Source organism: Psychrosphaera algicola (assembly GCF_028401425.1).
Classification (GTDB): Bacteria; Pseudomonadota; Gammaproteobacteria; order Enterobacterales; family Alteromonadaceae; genus Psychrosphaera; species Psychrosphaera algicola.
Genome location: NZ_JAQOMS010000002.1, coordinates 854,790 through 876,203, shown reverse-complemented (window position 1 = coordinate 876,203; position 21,414 = coordinate 854,790). Strand labels below are relative to the sequence as shown.

The 21,414-nt window shown below is 40.5% G+C and carries 12 protein-coding genes, 8 tRNA genes and 9 pseudogenes; 13 read left to right on the top strand and 16 right to left on the bottom strand.

All coding sequences use genetic code 11. The features are described from left to right. The first annotated feature begins 44 nt into the window (after positions 1 to 44). From PN838_RS04720 to PN838_RS04705, 4 genes and pseudogenes are all read left to right on the top strand, one after another. A pseudogene (locus tag PN838_RS04720) lies at positions 45 to 1,424 on the top strand (amidohydrolase). Positions 1,425 to 1,434: 10 nt separating this feature from the next. Further along, complete coding sequence (locus tag PN838_RS04715; protein WP_272179893.1) at positions 1,435 to 2,214, top strand: amidohydrolase family protein; 780 nt, start codon at positions 1,435 to 1,437, stop codon at positions 2,212 to 2,214. Positions 2,215 to 2,343: 129 nt separating this feature from the next. Then, positions 2,344 to 2,670 (top strand): annotated as a pseudogene (locus tag PN838_RS04710) (amidohydrolase family protein); the annotation flags it as partial. Between the two features lie 138 nt (positions 2,671 to 2,808). Further along, positions 2,809 to 3,021, top strand: coding sequence for a YgaP family membrane protein (locus tag PN838_RS04705; RefSeq protein ID WP_272179892.1), 213 nt, complete (start codon positions 2,809 to 2,811; stop codon positions 3,019 to 3,021). A 398-nt stretch (positions 3,022 to 3,419) separates the two neighbouring features. On the opposite strand, the gene hisA is transcribed toward PN838_RS04705, so the two are convergent. The 9 genes and pseudogenes from hisA to PN838_RS04665 form a co-directional block, all read right to left on the bottom strand. Beyond that, positions 3,420 to 4,181 carry a 1-(5-phosphoribosyl)-5-[(5-phosphoribosylamino)methylideneamino]imidazole-4-carboxamide isomerase gene (gene hisA, locus PN838_RS04700; protein ID WP_215962071.1) on the bottom strand — a complete coding sequence of 254 codons (762 nt, stop codon included), beginning with the start codon at positions 4,179 to 4,181 and terminating at the stop codon, positions 3,420 to 3,422. A 2-nt stretch (positions 4,182 to 4,183) separates the two neighbouring features. Then, positions 4,184 to 4,842, bottom strand: a pseudogene (hisH, locus tag PN838_RS04695) (imidazole glycerol phosphate synthase subunit HisH). Then, positions 4,811 to 5,884, bottom strand: a complete 1,074-nt coding sequence (gene hisB / locus PN838_RS04690) for a bifunctional histidinol-phosphatase/imidazoleglycerol-phosphate dehydratase HisB (protein ID WP_272179891.1) — start codon at positions 5,882 to 5,884, stop codon at positions 4,811 to 4,813. The pseudogene hisH and the gene hisB overlap by 32 nt, the downstream one beginning before the upstream one ends. Continuing rightward, positions 5,881 to 6,902: pseudogene (gene hisC / locus PN838_RS04685) on the bottom strand (histidinol-phosphate transaminase). Before hisC ends, hisB begins: the two are co-directional and overlap by 4 nt. 82 nt (positions 6,903 to 6,984) lie before the next feature. Then, positions 6,985 to 8,311, bottom strand: a pseudogene (gene hisD, locus PN838_RS04680) (histidinol dehydrogenase). A 3-nt stretch (positions 8,312 to 8,314) separates the two neighbouring features. Then, positions 8,315 to 9,214: pseudogene (gene hisG / locus PN838_RS04675) on the bottom strand (ATP phosphoribosyltransferase). 721 nt (positions 9,215 to 9,935) lie between these two features. Continuing rightward, a complete protein-coding gene (locus tag PN838_RS27820; protein ID WP_441295798.1) occupies positions 9,936 to 10,112 on the bottom strand; it encodes a Rossmann-fold NAD(P)-binding domain-containing protein in 177 nt (58 codons plus the stop codon). Then, entirely contained in the window at positions 10,103 to 10,714 is a 612-nt protein-coding gene (locus tag PN838_RS04670) for an SDR family NAD(P)-dependent oxidoreductase (RefSeq protein WP_441295797.1), read from the bottom strand. The genes PN838_RS27820 and PN838_RS04670 overlap by 10 nt, the downstream gene beginning before the upstream one ends. A 9-nt stretch (positions 10,715 to 10,723) precedes the next feature. Beyond that, positions 10,724 to 11,881 carry an acyl-CoA dehydrogenase family protein gene (locus PN838_RS04665; protein WP_272179890.1) on the bottom strand — a complete coding sequence of 386 codons (1,158 nt, stop codon included), beginning with the start codon at positions 11,879 to 11,881 and terminating at the stop codon, positions 10,724 to 10,726. Between the two features lie 508 nt (positions 11,882 to 12,389). Here PN838_RS04665 and PN838_RS04660 point away from each other — a divergent pair. Continuing rightward, the gene (locus tag PN838_RS04660) at positions 12,390 to 12,887 is read left to right on the top strand and encodes a lipase family protein (RefSeq protein ID WP_272179889.1); all 498 of its coding nucleotides are present in this window, start codon (positions 12,390 to 12,392) and stop codon (positions 12,885 to 12,887) included. A 191-nt stretch (positions 12,888 to 13,078) separates the two neighbouring features. On the opposite strand, the gene PN838_RS04655 is transcribed toward PN838_RS04660, so the two are convergent. The 4 genes and pseudogenes from PN838_RS04655 to PN838_RS04640 all read right to left on the bottom strand — a co-directional run bounded on the left by PN838_RS04655 (position 13,079) and on the right by PN838_RS04640 (position 13,976). Then, positions 13,079 to 13,154: transfer RNA gene (locus tag PN838_RS04655), tRNA-Val, on the bottom strand. Between the two features lie 27 nt (positions 13,155 to 13,181). Then, positions 13,182 to 13,257: transfer RNA gene (locus PN838_RS04650), tRNA-Val, on the bottom strand. A 39-nt stretch (positions 13,258 to 13,296) separates the two neighbouring features. Further along, positions 13,297 to 13,372 (bottom strand) — tRNA-Val (locus tag PN838_RS04645). 140 nt (positions 13,373 to 13,512) lie between these two features. After that, positions 13,513 to 13,976 (bottom strand): annotated as a pseudogene (locus tag PN838_RS04640) (EVE domain-containing protein). A 93-nt stretch (positions 13,977 to 14,069) separates the two neighbouring features. Between PN838_RS04640 and gltX the strand changes: the two are divergent. From gltX to PN838_RS04610, 6 genes and pseudogenes are all read left to right on the top strand, one after another. After that, positions 14,070 to 15,484, top strand: a pseudogene (gltX, locus tag PN838_RS04635) (glutamate--tRNA ligase). A 225-nt stretch (positions 15,485 to 15,709) separates the two neighbouring features. Then, positions 15,710 to 15,785, top strand: a tRNA-Ala gene (locus PN838_RS04630). Positions 15,786 to 15,809: 24 nt separating this feature from the next. Continuing rightward, a tRNA-Glu gene (locus PN838_RS04625) sits at positions 15,810 to 15,885 on the top strand. A 29-nt stretch (positions 15,886 to 15,914) separates the two neighbouring features. Then, positions 15,915 to 15,990: transfer RNA gene (locus tag PN838_RS04620), tRNA-Glu, on the top strand. A 33-nt stretch (positions 15,991 to 16,023) separates the two neighbouring features. Next, positions 16,024 to 16,099 (top strand) — tRNA-Glu (locus PN838_RS04615). A 26-nt stretch (positions 16,100 to 16,125) separates the two neighbouring features. Beyond that, positions 16,126 to 16,201, top strand: a tRNA-Glu gene (locus PN838_RS04610). A 29-nt stretch (positions 16,202 to 16,230) separates the two neighbouring features. Here PN838_RS04610 and PN838_RS04605 read toward each other — a convergent pair. The 3 genes from PN838_RS04605 to PN838_RS04595 form a co-directional block, all read right to left on the bottom strand. After that, positions 16,231 to 16,443, bottom strand: a complete 213-nt coding sequence (locus PN838_RS04605) for a hypothetical protein (RefSeq protein WP_272179888.1) — start codon at positions 16,441 to 16,443, stop codon at positions 16,231 to 16,233. A gap of 259 nt (positions 16,444 to 16,702) precedes the next feature. Then, entirely contained in the window at positions 16,703 to 16,975 is a 273-nt protein-coding gene (locus PN838_RS04600) for a hypothetical protein (protein ID WP_272179887.1), read from the bottom strand. Between the two features lie 37 nt (positions 16,976 to 17,012). Beyond that, positions 17,013 to 17,561, bottom strand: coding sequence for an arylesterase (locus PN838_RS04595; protein ID WP_272179886.1), 549 nt, complete (start codon positions 17,559 to 17,561; stop codon positions 17,013 to 17,015). A 173-nt stretch (positions 17,562 to 17,734) separates the two neighbouring features. On the opposite strand from PN838_RS04595, the pseudogene PN838_RS04590 reads away from it, so the two are divergent. Together PN838_RS04590 and PN838_RS04585 are read left to right on the top strand one after the other, a co-directional pair. After that, positions 17,735 to 18,536: pseudogene (locus PN838_RS04590) on the top strand (ABC transporter ATP-binding protein). Between the two features lie 137 nt (positions 18,537 to 18,673). Next, entirely contained in the window at positions 18,674 to 21,214 is a 2,541-nt protein-coding gene (locus PN838_RS04585; RefSeq protein ID WP_272179885.1) for an ABC transporter permease, read from the top strand. Positions 21,215 to 21,414: the final 200 nt, after the last annotated feature.

The following is a 21,414-nucleotide window of genomic DNA, read 5'->3' as shown; positions in this document are numbered from 1 at the left end:
TTAATACACATGTCAGTGAGACAACCATTTAGAGGAATGAAGTTATGCGTAGAATCGCATTTGGCTTTACTGCCGCCGCACTTGCGGTTGTTGCAGGGTGTACCGGTAATGCACCACAGGACCCAAAAGTTGAAATAAATCCAAATCCATATCCAAGTACTTATCAAGTTAAATCCAAATTAACGATTCTGATCAAAGGTGCAACTGTTTTAACGGGCACTGGCGAACGATTTGATAACGCAGACGTTTTAATCGAAGATGGTAAAATCTCAGCAGTTGGTGAAAATATTGAGCACGGAAGTGCAACAATTGTTAATGGTCGTGGCAAATGGGTAACCCCAAGGCATTATTGATGTACATTCACATTTAGGGGCCTATCCGAGCCCTAGCGTCGAGTCTCATCAAGATGGCAATGAAATGACTAACCCTGTTACCGCCGAAGTTTGGGTTGAACATTCAATTTGGCCTCAGGACCTAGCTTTAACGCAGCGCGTGCTGGTGGCATTACATCCCTTCAAATCTTACTAGGTTCAGGAAACTTAATTGGTGGTCGAGGCGTTACATTAAAAAATGTGCCAGCACCAACGATGCAAGAGATGAAATTCCCTGATGCACCTTATGGCCTTAAAATGGCTTGTGGTGAAAACCCTAAACGTGTCTATGGTAGCCGCAAAGACGCTCCTATGACTCGTATGGGGAACATGGCGGGTTATCGAATGGCATTTGCAGAGGCAGTTGAATATAAACGTTCGTGGGATAAATATGAACGCGATTATGAAGCGGGACTAAATCCTGAAGCGCCAGCTCGCAACATTCAAATGGACACACTTCAAGGGGTACTCGAAGGCGACATTAAGATCCATAACCACTGCTATAAAGCAGAAGAAATGGCTATGATGGTCGATATGTCAAAAGAGTTTGGTTATAGCGCGGGTACATTCCACCACGCAATTGAAGCCTACAAAATAGGAGGCTTGCTTGCAGAAAACAACCTTTGTGCGGCGATGTGGCCAGACTGGTGGGGATTCAAAATGGAAGCCTACGACATGATCCCAGAAAATGCAGCGGTAGTAGATTCATTTAAAAACTCTTGTGCGATTATTCATTCAGATTCTGATACGACGATTCAACGTCTGAACCAAGAAGCTGCAAAAGTTATGTACCGTGCAAAAGAGCAAGGTTTTGACATTGACGAAGCTAAAGCGATTACTTGGATAACAGCGAATGCAGCTAAGTCGTTAGGAATTGATGACCAAACAGGAACATTGGAAAGTGGTAAACAGGCCGATGTTGTTATTTGGAATAAAAACCCATTTAGCGTCTACGCGAAAGCAGAAAAAGTATTTGTTGATGGTGACAAAGTGTTTGATCTCCATGATGAAAAATATCAAGCAGTTAGCGATTTCATGTTAGGTCAACAATAGGAGAAGCGTCATGAACAAACGTAAATTAATGAACAAAATTTCAGTGATCACGGCAATGTTGATGAGCTTTTCTGCTTTCAGCGAAATGGTCGCAATCACCAATACAACTGTTTATACCGGTACAGATAAAGGTATCTTAGTTGGAGTTAATGTCGTTTTAGAAGATGGCAAAATTGTCGCTTTTAATCCACCAAGTTTGGAGGTCGACCGCACAGTTGATGGCCAAGGTCGTATATTAACACTAGGCTTTATCGCGTCGCTCAATCAATTGGGACTAATTGAAGTGGGTGCAGTGAAAACATCACGAGATGAGAAGCCTAAGAAGGGCGGCGCTGGATTTGATGCGTCAACTGCATTTAACCCTGAAACGTCGCTAATTCCATTTGCACGTAAAGGGGGATTACTCATTCCGTTGTTACACCTTGGTTATAACAGTGAGCTGTTTTCAGGACTAACCTTTAACGTTGAATTATCATCGAAGTTCGATTCGGTTGAAACTGTTGGCTCGTCTGTAGTAGCTTATTTTGGCGGTTCATCTAGTGATTCACGAGCGTCTAATTTTAATGAATTAGCGGCCACGTTTGACGCTCAAGTTAAAAAAATGGCTAAGGATGATAGCAAGGATGACGGTAAAGAGCCGACAGTTGATGAAACGGCCATTAACCGGGTATTAGCGAAAGAAATACCATTGATTGCTTATGCGTCACGACCTAGCGATATTTTGCAGTTGATTAAATTGAAAGAAAAGTATGGTATTAAACTCGCTATTGCTGGCGCGAGCGGGCTGTAAAAGTTAAACAACAACTCGCAAAAGCAAATGTAACCGTAATTATTGGCGGCGTTGATAATCTGCTAAGGTGATTTTGATTCATTAGATAGTTCCCTAAAGAATGCCGGGGAATTAGACTTAGCGGGTGTTAAGGTTATATTTGCAAATAGCGATTCACACTTGCTAAAAAATCTACGTTTTGAAGCCGGTAATGCAATATCATACGGTATGTCGGTTCAAGGCGCACTTGCGGCCTTAACCAAAAATCCAGCGTCAATATTTGGTTTTAAAGGAGGCACTGTAGAAGTAGGGCAACCTGCAAATTTGGTTTTATGGAGCGGCGACCCATTTGAAATTTCATCTAAAGTCGAAATGTTATGGATTGAAGGTAACGAAACATCCACTGATTCAAGACAGGACAAACTTAGAGAGCGTTATATTTCTACTTCAGGTAAACGTGAAGCTTATATCAAATAGCTCATTATTAAGCGTTTAACTAAATTTTATTATGAAAACCAGCCGAGGGCTGGTTTTTTTATGCCCAGTGTTTCTTGTATATTAGCAAATACTAATGTAAAGTTGTTTATTAGATTTTACTAATATAAGGTTTTGAAAATGACTGTTGAAAAGGCAATTAACATATTTGCAGGTTTTATGATCCTATTATCCGTAGTTCTAACAAATTTGGTTTCGCCTTTATTTGTTTGGCTTACGGTTTTTGTTGGCGTCAATTTAATTCAATCTAGTTTTACTGGAATTTGCCCCGCAGCAATTGTTTTGAAGAAATTATTTGGATTAAAAACAGAACGCGAGTCGGTGAGTCTTTAACAAGAGGAATACCAATTTATCGTGATGTTTGGAAATAGGGCGGCAACAATAAACTTAGTCGCCTTACCAAACATCTAATGCCGCAAATTTATCTTTTCTCAATTTGTGCTTTTTCCTTACAGCTAAATATCGACTACGCCCTGTTAGTGTGCCCGGACTTTAACGTCCAAAATAGCTAAAACTAATCTTAATGTTTTTTGTTCGAAACCGTTAGCATAAACACAACATGTGAAAATATAGCAATTAATCGGCGACGACCTAAAGTGACGTTAATAGGGGAATAAAAACAGGGGAAAAAATGTTGTTTTTAATAACATGGTCACTCCCTTAGCGCACACTTAGCTCGAATCAACTAACTGTACTTAATATGATAAGAGAGAAACCATGTTGTTATGGGGTTACTGTTGCCAAGCTGAAATAGCTTCTTCAACAGTAAATTTACCTTCCAATAAAGAACGTCCTAAAATAACCCCTGAAGGCGTTGCATTCGATATTCCAGAGTCTCGCAGTACCGGTTTTAAAGCGGTAATGTCACCGATACAGCTGATGCCACCCGAAGCTTGCCAACTAATTTGCGGATATTGAGCTGCTAATTCTGTATAAAGTGCCTGATTTGGGCCTTGTAACGTCCCGTCTTTGCTTATGTCAGTACAAAGCACATGCTTTAGGCCGACAGTCAAAAAATCGTCCACAAGAGCTTCTAGCTCAACACCTGAGTCTTCTTGCCAGCCGTGCGTGGCTATCATTTTTTCGCCTTTTGCATTGATATTAATATCAAGCGCCAATACGATTTGTTCTGGACCGTACTTTTGCATCCATGATTTAACTAACTCAGGCTCTTTTGCAGCCAAAGAACCAATAACAACTCGACTAATACCTACGTCTAACAAATGTTTTACGTCGTCTTCGGTACGAATACCACCGCCGGTCTGAAACTTCATTTTACCAGTGTCGACCATTTTTTTGATGAGTGACAATTGACGTTTAGCTGTGTCTTTTGCGCCAGTAAGGTCGACGATGTGTAACCAAGTTGAGCCTTGACGGGCATAATCTTCAACAAGTTCGATTGGGTCAATTTTGTATTCGGTTTTCTGGTCGTAGTCACCTTGATATAGGCGGACAACGGAACCTTCAATTAAGTCAATTGCTGGAATGATCATGTTTACATCTCAATAAAGTTTTTAAGTAGTTGTGCACCTGCAGTGCCGCTTCGTTCAGGGTGGAATTGCACACCATAAAAATTATCTTTGCCAATCGCGGCGGAAAACGCTTGTCCGTAATTACAACTTGCTAATGTATAGTCGCTAATAGGCGCACAAAAACTATGCACAAAATAGAAATAGCTGCCATCGGCAATATTAGCGAAAAGAGGGTTATCACCTTCCACATTAATTTGGTTCCAGCCCATGTGAGGCAGGACCAGATTTCCCGTTTTCATTCGAGAAACAGTGGTTGGAATTAAATCTAAACAGGCGATATTGTCGATTTTATTTTCAACAATATGGCTTCAGGAATTTCTTCCGATTGCGTCGTCATCAATTGCATACCTAAACAAATACCTAAGACAGGCTGTTGTAACTCTTGAATAAATTCAATAAGTTCCTTTTGTGCAATTGAAGCCATCGCCGCAGATGCCGAACCGACACCCGGTAATAATACCTTGTCAGCTTGTTTGATAACGGCTTTATCATCACTCACAACTACATTGTTTGAAAGTCGCCCTAAAGCAAATTTCACCGATGAAATATTGGCACAGCCAGTGTCAATAATGACAATTTTTGCTCGGCCATTAAAGTGCTCCTTTTGAGCTGGGCAGTACATCACCTTCTACTTTAAGGGCTGCTCTTAGCGCACGCCCAAATACTTTAAATAGGCTTTCTACTTGATGATGGGCATTTCCTTTTGTTGTCGACAGGTGTAATGTTAACCCCATAGATTGCGCTAAAGAATAAAAGAAGTGTTCAACCATTTGGGTCGACATTTCACCAACTCGCTCTTGGGTAAACTCAGCTTTAAACACTAGATGCGGACGACCTGAAATATCTAAAATTGCTTCTGCTTTACATTCATCCATTGGCAATGCAAATCCAAAACGACCGATTCCACGTTTATCACCTAAGGCTTCTTTCAGCGCTTGACCAAGGGCTAGCGCCGTATCCTCAACGCTGTGGTGGTCATCGATATGAAGATCGCCATCTGTAGTCAGATTTAAGTGGAAACCACCGTGAGTCGCGATTTGATCTAGCATATGGTCAAAAAATCCCATGCCAGTTTCGATCACAGACTTGGCTGTCGAATCTAAGTTAACCGCAACACGAATGTCAGTTTCAGAGGTTGTTCTTACGACTTCAGCGATACGTTGTTGGGTTGTTAACGCCGCTTCTATAGCTAACCAGTTGTTAGTTTCACGGTCGTATTTAATGCCTTTGATACCCATGTTTTCTGCAAGTTGGATATCAGTTTCACGATCTCCAATGACAAAGCTGTCAGTAAAATCGACTTTGCCTTGCTGCAAATAATCTTTTACTAAACCCAGTTTGGGCTTACGACAGCTGCAATCTTGGTGGTCAAAATGAGGACAGATCAAGACATCTTGAAATACCACACCTTGAGACTCAAAAATGTGCATCATTTTATCGTGCGGTAAGTCAAAGTCTTCTTGTGGAAAGGCATCTGTGCCCAAACCGTCTTGGTTTGAAACCATTACAAGCTTGTAACCTTTATTTTGTAAGCGCGTTAAAACAGGCAACACCATAGGCTCAAAAACAAGTTTTTCTAACGTATCGAGTTGTTTATCAACTAAAGGTTCTTCAACTAATGTACCGTCACGGTCGATAAATAAAATGCGTTGTTGATTGCTCATAGTGTTTTTTCTACCTGTAAAAATTGGTTTAATACGGCGGTCATTTGGCTTTCGTTGCCGATTGTGACGCGTAATGTGTTCTCTAACATCAATTGCTTCGATTGATTACGCAGCAATATGCCTTTTTCTACGAAGGTATTTAAAACCTCAGCAGCATCGAGTTTGGCATTGAGTTTTAATAGCACAAAATTAGTTTGAGAGGGGTACACGTGACTGACCAGTTGCCATTGCTGGGCGTGGGCAATAAAACCGTCACGTAATTTATTTAAGTGTGTGACTTGCTCAGTCATCCAGCTTAACCCTTTTGTTGACAAAGCATCTGTTGCGATTTGGGCAACCGGAGCAGGGACTGGATATGGTGCAATAACTTTTTTAATGCATCAATTACGCTTGGATCCGCCAAAGTGAAACCACAACGTAATCCTGCAAGGCCAAAGGCTTTTGATAACGTACGTGTGATAACAAGATTTGGATAAGTCACCAGTAAATCGACCATCGTCGCTTCAGGACAAAACTCAATGTAGGCTTCATCTGCTACTACAAGGCATTTATTTTTGCACTCATCAAGCAACGCAATAAAGTCATTACGATTGATAATATTGCCGGTCGGATTGTTTGGACTACAAACAAAAACAATATTGGTATTTTCTAAGTTCTGATAAACCGCCGGTAAATCCAATTGCATCTCAGGAGTTAGCGGTACTTTTTTGATTAATGCTCCGTGCGTTTCGGCACTTATGGCATACATACCGTACGTCGGTGGGCAAATGACAATCGAATCAGTGCCATCGGCACGACAAAATGTACGTATCAATAATTCGATGCTTTCGTCCGCGCCACGTGTTGATAATACCTGATTGGTTTCAACCCCAGCGTATTCAGCATAAGCGGCAATTAGCGGCTCAGGCTGAAAATCTGGATAACGGTTATAGAGGGCTGGGTTTATTGAGATCTCTGGGACTGAAGGATTTTCGTTAGCATTTAGCCAAACGGTATCGACTTCACCGGCATTTGCCATTGAGAACAAACGTCTAGCTGACTCATAAGGTTTTAGAGTCTTCAACTCTGGGCGAATCAGTTCACTAACTAAGTTATCAATATTAGTTGTCATTGTCCGCTCCTGCAGTTAATGCATCTAGTCGCACTTTTACGGCATTTCTATGGGCATCAAGACCTTCAGCATTCGCTAATGTCATAATAGCTGGACCGATATTTTTAATACCTGTCTCAGTGACTGTTTGCACGGTGAATTTACGATTAAAATCTGCTAAGGTTTAACGAGCTAAGTACTTTAGAATAGCCATATGTTGGCAATACATGATTAGTGCCACTCGCATAATCACCAGCACTTTCAGGTGTGTAGGCCCCTAAAAAGATAGAAGCGGCATTGTCGAGCAGTGGTAATAATTCCGTCGCATTATCTGTTTGAACTATTAAGTGTTCAGGTGCATATCTATTGCTGATCTCAATGCTTTGATCAAGTGATTCAGTTAAAATAAGCTGACTATTAGCTAGTGCTTTTCGGGCAATGTCGGCTCTTGTCAAAACGGCAAGTTGTCGTTCGATTGCCGCTGCAGTTTCGTTAATTACGTTCACGTCATCTGCGACTAAAATAACTTGCGAGTCAGGACCGTGTTCAGCCTGAGACAACAAGTCTGCTGCGATAAATTCTGGGTTAGCATTTTTATCGGCAATCACAAGGACCTCTGACGGGCCAGCTGGCATATCGATTGCCGCACCAGCAGGGTCTAAACTCACTTGCTGTTTTGCTTCTGTAACAAAACTATTACCTGGACCAAAAATCTTATCTACTTTTTTGACTGACTCCGTTCCATAAGCCATTGCAGCAATCGCCTGTGCGCCGCCTGATAAATAGATTTCATCGACACCACAAATTTCCGCCGCGTACAATATTTCTGGTGTAATACTGCCGTAATTTTCTGGTCTTGTGTCCGCTGGAGTAAACAAAACCACCCGTTTACAACCTGATATTTGCGACGGGACACCTAACATTAAAACCGTTGATGGAAGTGGCGCGCTGCCACCTGGAACATATAGTCCGACCGCAGCAATAGGGCGATTGATTAGCTGACAATTCACACCTTCACTAGTCGTGATACTAATATCTTGTGCCACTTGTGCTTGGTGAAATTGCTTAATGTTGTTGTAAGCTAAATCAATTGCTGCTTTTGCTTCTGGTGATAATAAGGTCAGCGTTTTTTGTTTTTGTTGGTCAGTCAATTTAAGCTGTGGCAAGGTAATGCCATCAAACTTTTCTGCCAACGCCAATAACGCTGCGTCGCCTTGAGTTCGTACTTGTTTTATAATGTCCTGTACTGTCGAAGTTAACCCTTGGCGACCTGCAATTACAGGGCGTTCTAACACCTGTAATTGCTGCGACGACGACAGTGACTGCCATGTAATCATAAATTAGCCCATCATTTTTTCAATTGGCATAACTAAAATCGACGTACAGCCTAAATCTTTTAGGTTTTCCATCGTTTCCCAGAATAGATTTTCTTTACTAACAACGTGAATAGCCACTTGGTCGTCATTCCCAGATAAAGGTAAAACAGTTGGGTTTTCAACACCTTAGTAATAAAGCCTTAACTTGCTCTAACTTGTTTTTTGGCGCGTGTAACATGATGTATTTTGATTCTTTCGCTTGCATAACGCCGTTGATGCGCGGCAGTAAAGTATCGATCAATTGTTGTTTATCAGCAGACAAGGTTTCTTGTTTTTGGATCAAAACTGCTTTTGATTTAAATATTTCAATCGCTTCGTATAATCCATTAGCATCTAGAGTTGCACCGGTAGAAACGAGGTCACATATTGCGTCGGCGATACCAGCACGAGGGGCTACTTCTACTGAACCCGTTAACATTACTGGCTGTGCTGCGATGTTATTTTTTTGTAAAAATCGTTTTAGAAGCTGTGGGTAAGTTGTTGCGATACTTGTTCCTTCAAATGATGAAAGGCCTTCGTATTCAAATTCGTTTGGAACAGCAATTGATAAACGACATCCGCCGTATTCGAGACGTTTAAGTAGTTTGTAATCAGCCGGTTCATTTGCAGCTTCACGTTCTAACATTTTTTCTTCAAGCTCGTTTTCACCAATGAATCCGAGGTCAGCAATACCATCCATCACCAAACCTGGAATATCATCATCACGGACAAGTAATAAGTCGATAGGTAGGTTGGTTGAATGAGCGATGAGCAATCTATCTCGGATCGACAATTTTACGCCAATTGCTTTAAGTAATTTCAGTGATTCGTCACTCAATCGGCCTTTTTTTGTACTGCTATACGGAGTCTAGATTTGTCAGTCATGTTGGTGTCCCAAAATATTTTTATTTAAATCGTTAAAATGTAAAAAACCCCGAAGGTGTAGCCTCCGGGGTTTGCAATGCTGTGCTTAGGAGACTATTACAATAATCTCCAGCGAAATCAGCTGAAAACTATTTCGTTGGTAAATGATGATGATGCCAAATTGTTGTAGTCATTTTCAGGTTCGCTTCTTTTAATTTTTTGCTCTGATTTAGAGTTATTATTCAAATTATGCTCATTTTGAGGAAAATGCAACCGACTTTTTATAAAAAAATATCAAAAACTCAACTAAATTGAATAACTGTCGATAAATGGTTAATAAGTGAACTATATTCCGATTTAAATGTCAAAATTGTGACAATATAAAATTAAAGGAGCTGAGATATGGTAGATTTTTTATATAGCGTGTTGACGCGTCCTATTCCAAATGAGCCGGATAAAAAAATCATTATGCAATAAACCCAACATATAAAGATAGTAAGTCACGTGAAATTAGTGAAGACGATCCTAAAAATCAAAATCAACATCAACATGCGGCGTCTAAAGATGATGATACGTTAGAAGTCGAGCCGGAAGAAAAAGATGAAACTGAGACAAATTCCAAGGGCAAGGGCGTCTATCGTGACAACGAAGGTCGTCGCCACTTAGATTTTTATGCCTAACAGCTAAAAAGCCCCTGTTAAGCTTTATTAAACGACTCTGATTTGGTAAAAGTGCAACCTCTTTAGCGAGGTTGCATTCTTATCGCGCCATCTAGTCTAATGGTTTCACCGTTAATATAAGCATTCGCAATAATATGTCCTACTAAGTCACCAAATTCTGCTGGGTAACCCATGCGTTTCGGAAATTGGATATTATTGACTAAACTTTCCTGCACATTGTCTGGCATACCTAACAACATCGGTGTTCCCATGATACCTGTAGGGCGATTGCATTCACTCTAATACCTGAACGAGCTAAATCACGCGCCATCGGTAAACTAAGCGCGATGATTGCGCCTTTACTTGCAGCATAAGCACTTTGTCCCATTTGCCCTTCATAGCCGGCCACTGACGCCGTATTAATTATTACACCGCGTTCGAGAGAGTCATTCAGTGGCTCATTTTTAGCCATGTATTCTGCCGCTAACTTAGCAACGTTAAATGTGCCAATTAAATTAATATTTATGGCCGTCGTAAATTTACTCAAGGCCATAGCAGTACCATCTCGGTCAAGTACTTTTGCAGCTGGAGCAATACCGGCGCAGTTAACACAAACATGGATAGCGCCATAATGATTTAGGACTTTTTTGAACGCACTTTGGGTTGATAATTCATCAGTTACATCAACAAGGCAATAAATCGCGTTCTCTTCACCTAAAGATTCTACGGTCAGTTTTGCTTGTTCTTCATTTAAATCAAAAATAGCAACTTTTAAACCCAATTTAACAAGTTGCTCACATGTTGCTTTTCCTAACCCTGATGCGCCGCCAGTAATAACGGCTACTTTATTTTTATGATCCATAACAGGCCTCTAATTTAGTTCTTTTAATAGTTCGCGGGCAATGACAATACGTTGTATTTCTGACGTACCTTCATATATTGAGGTAATTCGAACATCTCGGGCAAATCGTTCTAATGGATACTCTTTAATGTAGCCGTAACCACCTAACATTTGCAGAGCGTCATAACAGGCTGAATTTGCTTTTTCAGAGGCAAATAGTTTTGCCATAGAAGCCTCTTTTGCAAATGGTTTACCACGTTCTTTTAAACTTGCTGCGTTCATTAACAACATACGGGCGGCTTCCAAGTCGGTATAACGGTCAGCTAACATCCATTGCAATCCTTGAAATTTATCTAAGGTTTGACCGAATTGTTTGCGTTCTGCTATGTAACTTCGCGCTACATCCATCGCCGCCAAACCAATACCAAGCGCTAACGAACCGATGCCAATTCGGCCTCCAGATAACTCTGTAACAGCCACTTTAAAACCCTGATTTTCTTTTCCCATTAATGCAGAGGACGGCACACGACAGTTTTCAAAGATCACTTCATTGGTAGGTGACGCTTTTTGCCCCATTTTGTGCTCTGCTGGCCCAATGATGACGCCGGGAGTTTGTCTTTCGACAAGAAAACACGAAATACCCTTGCCGTTTGGCGCGTCTTTATCAGTGACGGCCCAAACGACAAATACCCCAGCAAACTCTGCACTTGTAATAAATATTTTTGAGCCATTTAGAATATAGTCGTCGCCGTCTTTAACAGCCGATGTGCGCATAGAGGAAGGATCGCTGCCTGCACCTGATTCGGTTAAACAGAACCCTGCTGCTGGATATTCGCCTGAACATATTTTAGGTAAATAGTGTTGTTTTTGTTGCTCATTGCCGACTGCTTGGATGACTTCTGCAACCATATTAGTGACAGATGTGGTTACCGCTGTCGCAGCGCAACTTTTTGCAAGTTCAGTAATTGCCAAGCTAAAAGCAACAGTGCCTGCTTCTGTTCCGCCATAATCGGCATTTGTGTTAAGTCCCATAAATCCGAGTTCGGCAAGTTGTTTTAGATTACTTAAAAACAACGTTTGATCAGGTGCAATATCATGTTTTGCCGCCACAGGAGCAAGTTCTTGTTCTGCAAACTGCCGAGCAGTATCTTGGATTAGTTGTTGTTCTTCAGTTAAGGACGTATTCATAGAAAATGTCTTTTTTATTTATGAGCTTAGTTGCGCGTACTGTGCATCACAGATGAGATTAATTAAAGGATAGGGCACGATATTGTCGTGTCAAAAACGTATTGATTATTTTACTTTTTTACAACCAGAGCATTTTCATAAAAGCTTAACAAAAACACAATATAGTCCGAGGCAATTATATTTAGACAATTTTTAATGCATGTATTAGTGCTTATATAGGACACGGGTTGAAACGACTTAAACGTTATGCATACGAAAAGTACGCAATATTGTGTCAACTTGCTTATTTGAAAGATAGTGAGCTTATCGCCGACTTTGGTCATTTTGAGCAGGTCGAAATTTTAGATAGGTTTCACAAATCATGTGTCCGAATCGTCTGGCAAAAACACAAAAAGGAAGTGGTAGTTGTCTTTCGCGGATCTCACAATGTGTATGATTGGCTATTTAATCTATGTGCATTTAAAAAAGGTATCGTGATCAAAATAGAAAATTTGATATTCATTGGGGAATGCATAATTTACTAAAACAGCCCAGTTTTGTAAGCGATTCTTCAGAAAAGTTACCACTAGGTATACGGATCCAAAACGTATTAATACCACTTATGAAAGAGGGCAAGAGGGTAACGTTTACGGGGCATTCGACGGGCGGTTCTCTTGCAGTTTTGTTTGCAGACCGCTTCTATCAACTTCCTAATGTAAAAGTAAAACGCGTAGTCACTTTTGGCCAGCCCTCCTGCGGCGGGCAGTTATTCTATCGCAATTACAGTCTTCATCATAAGACCTACCGAATATGCTGTGACGTTGATATTGTCACGTTTTTACCACCGTTGCCTTTTATTTATCGACATGTTGGCAAGTCTTTGTGGTTACACGAAGGGGTTATGTTTGAAAATATTAGCCCGTCAAAGCGACTATGGCTATCGATTAAAAGTTGGTTGTTAAGGCCAATTACTTACCATTATATGCAGAAGTATATTCGCAATAAAAGTTTGTTTGATGAGCGATAGAAAGGGATGTTTTTGCCTGTGATGAGGGGGTAACAACAATCGTTTTATCGTTAAATTAGTCGAAAAAGAGACTAAGCGGTTAAATAGGATGAATTTAGATCGAAAAAAGAAATAGAAGCTTATTAGAAGATGAATCGTTTTATAGAATGAGTTAAACCGAAGTGACTAATAACTCTTATGCGCCAGTAAAGTGGTGGGCGGTACTGGGCTCGAACCAGTGACCCTCGCCTTGTAAGGGCGATGCTCTCCCAGCTGAGCTAACCGCCCACTTTACCAGAGAGATATGATTTTAAATGGTGGGCGGTACTGGGCTCGAACCAGTGACCCTCGCCTTGTAAGGGCGATGCTCTCCCAACTGAGCTAACCGCCCATTTAAAATCTGTAGATAATGCTGAACCAATAAAAAAATTGGTGGGCGGTACTGGGCTCGAACCAGTGACCCTCGCCTTGTAAGGGCGATGCTCTCCCAGCTGAGCTAACCGCCCAGCATTATCTCTTAAACGCGCTGTGTCGTTTAAGTGGGGCGTATTATAAGTAGCGACTAAAAAGAGTCAACTATAATTTTAATGTTTTTGACCTTTCGATGGTTTCTTGAGCAAAAAGGGCGATAATTGCAATTTTGAGGTTAAATATTCATCGCAAGTTGGTTGATAATTTGCCACTCATCATATGTCACTGGCTGAATTGAGAGTCTACTGCGGTTAACCAAAACCATTTTTTCTAATAATTTTGTCGTTTTTATTTGAGTTAAAGGAATAAATTTTTTGTTGTGGCGGACATATTTAATGTCTAAACAGACCCAACGTGGGTTTTCTTTGGTTGATTTAGGATCAAAATACTTTGATTCCGGGTCAAATTGTAATGGGTCAGGGTAGGGGTTGACACAATTTCAGCGATACCAGCAATACCAACCTGTTTGCAACTGGAGTGATAAAATAATACGCCATCACCAATTTTTGCGTCATCTCGCAAAAGATTACGTGCCTGATAATTGCGAATGCCATCCCAGCGACCAATTTGTAGTGGCTCGTTTTTGAGGTGATCAATACCATATTCATCGGGTTCCGATTTAAATAGCCAATAATTCATTTACCACTCCTTTTAATTCGCACTGTCTATAAGGCTGACTTTTTTATAGAATAGCCCGCAATTATTCAAGAATACATTTTATTGGAAACAAACATGACTGTTGTGACTCGTTTTGCCCCTAGCCCGACTGGCTATTTGCACGTTGGTGGTGCTCGTACTGCTTTATATTCTTGGTTATATGCCAAAAAAGCGGTGGAAAATTTATCCTTCGTATTGAAGATACCGATTTGGAGCGTTCAACTCCTGAAGCGGTTCAAGCCATTTTAGATGGTATGAAGTGGTTAGGGATGGAAAACGATGGCGAGATTTTTTATCAAACCAAGCGTTTTGATTTATATAAGGAATTTGTTCAAAAATTAATTGAACAGGATAAAGCGTATAAATGTTATTGCTCTAAAGAACGTTTAGATGCCTTACGTGAAGAACAAGAAGCAAATGGCCAACGCACTGGTTATGACGGTCATTGTTCACATGGCTCAACAGATGCTGCACCGGATGCACCTTATGTTGTTCGTTTTAGAAACCCTAAAGAAGGCAGTGTAAAGTGGACTGACGTTATCCGTGGCGAGATGGAAATTTCGAATGAAGAAATGGATGACATGATCATTCAACGTACTGATGGTAGTCCAACCTATAATTTCTGTGTTGTCATCGACGATTGGCAAATGGAAATGACTCATGTGGTTCGAGGCGAAGATCATCTAATAAATACCGCTAAGCAAATCAATATATTTGAAGCCTTTGGTGCAACAGTGCCAACTTACGCTCATTGTTCGATGATTTTAGGTGATGACGGTAAGAAATTATCAAAGCGACACGGCGCAGTAGGGGTTATGCAGTATCGTGATGACGGCTATTTACCACAAGCTCTAATAAATTATTTGGTGCGTTTAGGTTGGTCTCATGGTGATCAGGAAGTATTTACTCTTGATGAGCTATTTACTCACTTTGATATTGCGTCAATTAATAAGTCGGCCTCTGGGTTCAATACCGAAAAATTAAATTGGATGAACCAACAATACATGAAATTGTTGCCAGCGACAGAAGTTGCTAAACACTTAGCTTGGCATTTTGAAAACCAGAATGTAGATGTTGCAAATGGTCCTAAATTAGAAGCTATCGTAGAAATTCAGGCGGAAAGGGTTAAAACTCTTAAAGAACTTGCAGAAATAAGCGCTTATTTCTATCAGGATTTTTCTGAGTTTGACGAAAAGGCCGCTAAGAAACATTTACGCCCAGTAGCGAAGGAAGCATTGCAAGTGGCTAAACAAAAGCTCCAGGATTTAACCTCGTGGGATGCTGAGTCTATACAAGCTGCAATTAACGGTACCGCGGAACAACTGGACGTTGGCATGGGTAAAGTTGGTATGCCACTACGTGTAGCGACAACCGGTAGCGGTAATTCACCATCATTAGACGTCACACTTGAGTTGTTGCCAAAAGAGAAGGTCATCAAAAGAATTGATATGGCTTTGGACTTTATTGCACAAAGAGAAGCAAATTCTTAAACTTTAGTTAAACAGATTAAAAGCCAACGTTAAGTTGGCTTTTTTGTTGCTAATGCGGATATTTTAGTCACATATAATCGTTTTTTAAGCAACTTGCCAAAAAATTAATCACTTACGCTAATAATACAAAGTTTTATTCAAATAATGGTTGACTCATTTAAAGTGAGTGCATAGAATGCGCCCCGAGTTTGAGGCACAGATTGTCTTAAATTCATCGCGAAAAGCGGGGCTATAGCTCAGCTGGGAGAGCGCAACACTGGCAGTGTTGAGGTCAGCGGTTCGATCCCGCTTAGCTCCACCAATTTTCGTTTAAGTAAGTCTTAGTGCTCCCATCGTCTAGAGGCCTAGGACACTGCCCTTTCACGGCGGTAACAGGGGTTCGAATCCCCTTGGGAGTACCATTTACTTACTGCTATACTAATTGTCCTGTGCTCCCATCGTCTAGAGGCCTAGGACACTGCCCTTTCACGGCGGTAACAGGGGTTCGAATCCCCTTGGGAGTACCAACAATTAGCGTTTTATGTTTTTAAAGTCTTAGTGCTCCCATCGTCTAGAGGCCTAGGACACTGCCCTTTCACGGCGGTAACAGGGGTTCGAATCCCCTTGGGAGTACCACTTTAAAATAATGAAATACACCTAGTGCTCCCATCGTCTAGAGGCCTAGGACACTGCCCTTTCACGGCGGTAACAGGGGTTCGAATCCCCTTGGGAGTACCATTTCATTTCTATTTATTACCCATCTCTTTCTATCTCGTTTGTTCGAATTCTTTCATTGTTGACATCATTTTTTCCAAAACATCTTTGTCTAGATTTTTATTTGCAGCTAAATACGTTGATTGCCATAAACTTTTTAATGGTATGTACTTTTTATATTTAAACTCTTCACTTGATTCTGAAATTGGATCATATTCAAATTCTTCTACTACAAAATCCACTTTTTGTTTTTTAACAAGTGCCAAGAATCAACAATGGAATTCGTAAGAATAAGATTTTTTCCTTCTTCAAACCCAATTGACGATAAATATTCATGGGCATAATCGTGCCTTTGTACCGCAATACTATATTCTTTCACTTGCTGCAGACTTTTTACTTGCAACAATGCCTTGTCATCATGCCCGACTAAATAAGGTCGAAATTCATAAACTTTAATAAACCAATGAAACTTATCAAGACGTTCTGGGGTTTTTGCTATTGCGTAGATGAGTGTGTTTGGTTTATTTAAAGCTTGGCGGAACGCGCGAGCCCAGGGTACATTTCAATCTCATACGATAAATTCGCTTTAAGCATAAAAGCACGAACTTGTTCAGTGGCATACCCACCAATATGGTTTTGTTCCAATGTTTGGTATGGGGGAGATAATTCCGTCACTATCGTCAAAGGTTCCGCATTAACTTTACCGAAACCAATACAGAATAAAAACAATAGACTTCTTATGGTTATAATTCCGACATTGTAAAACTTAAAAGCTTTGATTTTTCGCACAATTCGCATTGGTTTTCCTTAATCTGTGCCTGACTTCGTATTTACACTAATTATCTGTTATCAATTTTTCTATTGCTGGTTTCATTATGTCTCTAATAATGACCTGAGCACTTTTATTTGGATGAATTCCATCTTGCAGCATGTAGCTAGGATTAATGGCAATCGAATCCATAAAAAACGGCATGATTGGAATATCAAACTGTTCAGCGAGGGCAGGGTATAAACCTTCAAACATTGTTGTGTAACGTTTACCATAATTGGGCGGTATTTTTATTTGCATAATTGCGATGTTGACGTTATTTGCTTTTAGTTTTGTGATCATTTGGGTCAAATTACGTTTTATCGTTGTTGTTGGAAAACCCCTCAACCCATCGTTACCACCGAGTTCAATAATGAGCCAGTCGTCCTGCACCAATTGATGCCTTTTAAGCACATTTTCAATTCGGGCCAAACCCCCACCAGTTGTCTCACCACTAATGCTTTCGTTGATCAAATTAATCTCAGATTCTTCAACGATAAACGTTTCATTTAGTAAATAAGGCCAGCTTTCTTCGATTGTCATGCCATATCCGGCACTAATACTATCACCGTACATTACGACTTTAATTTGACTTGCATCTAAACAAAATGAAAAAAGGCATAACAAGGGCACTAACAGTCTGTTACATTTAATAATCATTTTTTTATAAAACAACTTTGATCTTAATAGGTTAATTACGTCAAACTGTTTAGTATTACTATTTCTTGGCATTAAGAGAACCCAAAATTATGAACAAACAAAACTTATCTGCAATAAATGCAAACAATATCGAAAAACAAGTATCTCTGCCAAGCGCGACATCCGCAACCGATTCTGACAAAAAGTTAGAAATATTAAAGAATATAAATTTGACGGTTAACTGCGGAGAAAGCATAGCGATTGTTGGGGCATCAGGCTCTGGCAAGTCGACACTACTTGGTATTTTGGCTGGATTGGATTTACCGACCAAGGGGAAATGTTTTTTACGGTCAACCATTTCACCAACTAGATGAAGAGCAACGAGCCGGTGTTAGACGAAAGGATGTTGGATTTATCTTTCAACAGTTTTTGCTTGTGCCAAGCCTTACAGCACTCGAAAATGTCATGTTGCCAGCGGAGTTGTCAGATGATGCTGAAATGCGTGCAAGCGCAAAATCAGAAGCAGAACGATGGCTGCAGAAAGTTGGATTAGATCACAGGCTAACGCATTTTCCAAATCAACTGTCAGGTGGCGAGCAGCAACGTGTTGCGATTGCCCGGGCGTTTATTACCAAACCTAAATTGTTATTTGCCGATGAACCATCGGCCAATCTGAATTCCGACAATGGCAAGTTAGTTGAAAACTTATTATTTGAATTGAATCAAACAGCAGAAACGACTTTAATTTTAGTGACCCATAACCCTGAATTAGCAAAACGCTGTCAACGCACGGTTTCTTTAATTGGAGGAACTCTTGTTGAAGAAACGGCACCAGACAAAGATCCTAGCGATGAGCTTGCAGATGGCACGTTGGATTTAGATATATCAGAGGCAATTGCCAATGCATTCTAATGACACAGTAAATACCCGAACATCGGCCCCTATTAATTATTGGTTTGCGATTGCCTTAGCGTTTATTTACTCGCGAATTTGGTCGGGGCGAATTAACAATCATTGGTCTGTCTATCGTGTTAGCAGTGTCGTCTGTGATGGCCTTATCTAGTGTCACCGATAGAGTCGACAAAGCTATAATGAGTAAAAGTGCCGCTTTTCTTGCCGCGGATCGTGATTTAAGCAGTGCCCATCCAATGGGTGACCAATTTATTACTAAAGCAACTGAACTCAATCTCGCTACTGATCAGCACATTTATTTTTCGTCGATGGCGTTTGCCGGTGACCAAATGAATATTGCTGTTATTAAAGCGGTATCTCCAACTTATCCATTGCGCGGTCAGTTGTTTGTTACAACGGACCTATCAACAAACAATAAGATAGAGAAACACGGTCCTAAAACAGGAGAAGCGTGGCTAACAAAACGATTGTTTTATGCATTAAACCTCGACCCAGCGGCACTTAAAAACATGTCATCAACACTAAAAGTAGATGTCGGTGAATTAACCTTACAGGTTACGGGGGTCATTGACGCTGAACCTGATGCGCCATTTGAGGTATTTAGCAGCGGTACTCGGATCATCATGAACATAGAAGATGTCCCTGCAACAAAAGTTATACAACCGGGAAGTCGAATTTCCTATGTAAATCTGTTTGCAGGAGATGAAGCTGATTTATCTGACTTTGATGTTTGGATAAAAGATAAATTAAAAGAAAATCAACGTTTCCGAAATGTTAAAGAAGGTGCGTCCAATATAACGGCATCGTTAGAACGGGCAGAAAGTTTTTTAATGCTAGCAGGCGTTCTAGGAGTTTTATTAGCGGCCACCGCCGTAGCAGTGGCGACTAAACTATATAGCCAACGTCATTTGGACTCAATCGCCATCGTTAAAACTTTAGGCGCAAGCTTAAATCAAGTCAAAGTGATCTATTTGTTTCAATTAGTTTTAATCGCGGTGTCGAGTGTTGCAATTGGGATAATTTTTGGCGCTATTATGCAGCAAGGTGCGGTAAGTGCGATGGCTGCTTATTTACCTGATGAATTGCCGTCAATTGGCTTAAAACCGGTTATTATGGCAATGATTACTGGCTTAGTATGTGCCTTTATGTTTTCAATACCGTCGCTTTTAAAGTTGTTTTCTGTTCCGCCATTACGGGTTCTAAGACGTAATCTGGGTGATGATATTGCAACGAGTATTTCTGCTCGAATACTAATGGCTCTCACGACAATATTGCTGGTTTGGATCTACAGTCAAAATATTCAAATCACACTAATCATAGGTGTGGCAGGAATTATACTCGTTGTGTTGATCTTAGTGTTTACACGTTTAATGCTTTATTTTTCTAGAAAAATAGGTAATAGCGTCGGCGGCAGCGCAGTAAAAATTGCGCTTGCATCGTTAAAGCGCAGAGTAAAAGAAAATGCTGCTCAGATGATAGGGTTTACGTTGGCGATTATGCTTATCTTAATTTTGTATTCTCTTGAAAACTCAATTATTCAAGAGTGGCAGGAGCAATTGCCCGAAGGTACACCAAATCATTTTGTCATTAACATTGCTCAACACGAACTTGATGATGTGAAACAAGAATTAAGTAATCAAGGGTTAGAACCTGAACAGTATTACCCAATTATTCGTGGTCGACTGACGCATATTAATGACGAAAAACTGGTACAAAAGAAACAAGAGGAAACCGGCTCTAAATTACGTGACGGTAGTGAGACCGAAAATAATACGCAACAAGCTCAAGCCGCAACAGAATCGATTCCAAAATCACAAAACAACGGGAGTGGTGAGCAAACTGAAAATGAAGAATCGGAGCAAAAACAACGAAATGGCATAGGTCGTGAGTTAAATCTTACATTTTCGGACGAAATGGCTAAAAACAACGTACTTCTTTCGGGCGAATGGATGCCAGAAGGAAAGGGCCCACAGGTTTCCGTCGAAGAAGGTGTTGCTGAGCGAATGCAGATTAAACTTGGTGATAACCTAACATTCTTGATTGGTGCGCGAGAAGTCTCGGCACAGGTTACCAGTATTCGGGAAGTTGATTGGAATAGCTTTCAGCCTAATTTCTTTATGATATTTAGTCATGATGTGTTGAGTGATTTTCCTGCGACTTTCATTACTTCTTTCTACTTACCAACAGAGAAGAAGTTGTGGTTGAATGATTTATTACATGACTACCCAACCCTAAGTGTTATTGACGTAGAGGCGATGTTAAATCAAATCCAACAGACTATAGCGCAGGTAGCTGTTGCAATCCGGATCGTGTTAATAGTGGTGGTTTTTGCCGCAACGTTAGTGTTGTTAGCTCAGGTGCAAAGTTCACTTGACGAACGACGCCGCGAAACTGTTATTTTTAGAACATTAGGTGCGAAAGGCAGTCTAATTCAATCTGCGATAATAATAGAATTTTTAAGTTTAGGCGCGATAGCTGGGATCATTGCCGCAACAGTGGCGGACTTTAGTTTGTTTTTATTGCAATGGCGGATTTTTGAAATGAGCTGGTCACTGCATTGGGAGCTTTGGTTGATAGGGCCTGCAATTGGCGCTGGATTTGTGGCAACAGTAGGTGCGTTGAGCACACGTAGTTTAATGAAAATGTCACCTAATGAGCTTATCCGCCATTTGAGTTAGATTAGGGTCGTTGTTATTAGATCAAGCTCAATGTGCTTAAGTTGAGTTTGATCTTATTCTTTGTGGAATTTATGCTATTACCAGCATTATTTTATGGCTTAAAAAGAAAAATATTTGGCATATATAAACAACTGAATATTATAATGAAGTAGATTTAGCCGGTGTTGGTTCCTGTCGACACAAGTAGGCGGCGATTAGAG